The following is a 2,022-nucleotide window of genomic DNA, read 5'->3' on the forward strand; positions in this document are numbered from 1 at the left end:
CGTACGGGGGCGGGCCGGGCATGGTCATGCGCCCGGAGCCGTGGGCCTCCGCGCTCGCCGCCGTCGCGTCGCCCTCCTCCGTCCTGGTCGTGCCGTCGCCCGTGGGCAAGCCGTTCACGCAGGCGGACGCCGCTTCCCTGGCGACCCTTGATCACCTTGTCTTCGCGTGCGGCCGGTACGAGGGCATCGACCAGCGGGTCATCGACGCGGCCGCCGAGCGGATGCCGGTGCGCGAGATCTCGCTCGGGGACTACGTGCTGTTCGGCGGCGAGGTCGCGGTCATCGTGATCATGGAGGCCGTCACCCGGCTGCTGCCCGGGGTGCTCGGCAACGCCGAGTCGCTGACCGAGGAGTCGCACGGGGACGGGCTGCTCGAGGCGCCCGTCTACACCAAGCCGGCCGTGTGGGAGGGCCGCGAGGTGCCCGACGTGCTGCGGTCGGGCGATCACGGGCGGATCGCGCGGTGGCGGCGTACGCAATCCCTGCTGCGGACCGCGACCCGGCGGCCGGACCTGTTCGACGCCTATCCGCCGGAGAAGCTCGACAAGAAGGACCGGGCCGCCATCGAGGACGCCGGATTTCGGATCCCGGGGTCGGGTGTGGCAAAGTAGGGAGGTTGCCGTTCGTGCCCCACGCCGTGGGCGCGCGGGCGAGGATCTCCCCGCCGGGGAATCAGCAGGACCCATTCGCGCATCGAACTCCCGGTGCGCTTTGAGGAACACGAGGATGCAGCGATGAACACGCTGGACGCTCTCGACGCCCAGTCGCAGCGCACCGACATTCCCGACTTCCGGGCCGGTGACACGCTCAAGGTCTACGCCCGGGTCGTGGAGGGCAACCGCTCCCGCGTCCAGGTCTTCCAGGGCGTCGTGATCAGCCGCCAGGGCGGTGGCCTGCGCGAGACCTTCAAGATCCGCAAGATCAGCTTCGGCGTCGGTGTCGAGCGTACCTACCCGCTCAACAGCCCGGCGATCGACAAGATCGAGGTTGTCACCCGCGGTGACGTCCGTCGCGCCAAGCTCTACTACCTGCGCGAGCTCCGCGGCAAGAAGGCCAAGATCAAGGAGCTGCGCGAGAAGCAGACCGTCAGCTGAACTCCTTCGCGGTCCGAGCCGTAACTTCACTCGGACTGACGTTTTGTGCGCGGGCTGGCTAGGCTTGCGCACGTGACGGATGGGAATCAGTGCCGGAGGGGTAATTGCCCCGCCGGTGGGCCATTCGCACTACCGCCCGACCTGTTCCCCGCGGGGGACTGCGGGCGGTAGTGCTGTATCCGGGCTCGAATCGCCTGGACGGCGGCGGGAGAGACATAGCGTGGAACCGATGCAGGGGTACCGGGGCTCCTCCTCCGGGCGGCGCCGTGGCCGGGTGCTCCGCCGCAAGGAGATGCCGCTGTGGCAGGAGCTTCCGCTGCTGCTGGTCGTGGCCTTCTGTCTGGCCGTGCTGATCCGCACCTTCCTGGTCCAGGCCTTCTTCATCCCCTCCGGGTCGATGGAGAACACCCTGCTCATCCAGGACCGCGTCCTGGTCAACAAGGTCGTCTACGACATCCGGGAGCCGCAGCGCGGCGAGATCGTCGTCTTCCGGGGCACCGACAACTGGGCCCCCGAGCAGCCCGCCACGCCCCTCGACAACTCGTTCGGGGCCCGGCTCGGCCGCACGATCGGTGACCTCGTCGGCGTCTCCCGGCCCGGCGAGCGCGACTTCATCAAGCGGGTCATCGGCGTCGCCGGTGACAAGGTCGCCTGCTGCGACTCCGAGGGCCGGATCACCGTCAACGGCGTGCCGATCGACGAGCCGTACGTCGAGGAGAACTCCCCGCTGGACCAGCCGCCCAACCCGAGGCAGTGCAGCAGCCGGCGCTTCGCCGAGGTCGTCGTCCCTGAGGGTGAGATGTTCGTCATGGGCGACCACCGGCTGGTCTCCCAGGACGCCCGCTGTCAGGGCCCGGTCCCGGTCGACAACGTCATCGGCCGCGCCTTCGTCGTCGTGTGGCCCACGAGCCGCTTCACCAGCCTTTCC

Annotated in this window: 3 protein-coding genes; all 3 read left to right on the forward strand. The window is 69.5% G+C overall.

The window, feature by feature from the left end; genetic code table 11:
- The coding region (gene trmD, locus RBH18_RS43720) for a tRNA (guanosine(37)-N1)-methyltransferase TrmD (protein WP_306216418.1) at positions 1-611 on the forward strand (611 nt) is incomplete at its 5' end.
- Positions 612-734: 123 nt separating this feature from the next.
- Positions 735-1,094, forward strand: coding sequence for a 50S ribosomal protein L19 (gene rplS, locus RBH18_RS43725; RefSeq protein ID WP_306216420.1), 360 nt, complete (start codon positions 735-737; stop codon positions 1,092-1,094).
- 229 nt (positions 1,095-1,323) lie between these two features.
- Positions 1,324-2,022: signal peptidase I (gene lepB, locus RBH18_RS43730; protein ID WP_306216421.1), on the forward strand; the 699-nt coding region annotated here is incomplete at its 3' end.

Origin of the sequence: Actinoplanes oryzae, from assembly GCF_030757795.1 — a bacterium.
In the GTDB taxonomy this organism is placed as follows: Bacteria; Actinomycetota; Actinomycetes; order Mycobacteriales; family Micromonosporaceae; genus Actinoplanes.

What these genes read in the sequence shown, in the direction of transcription:
- rplS (WP_306216420.1), top strand. Translation starts at nt 735, where the DNA reads ATGAACACGCTGGACGCTCTCGACGCCCAGTCGCAGCGCACCGACATT.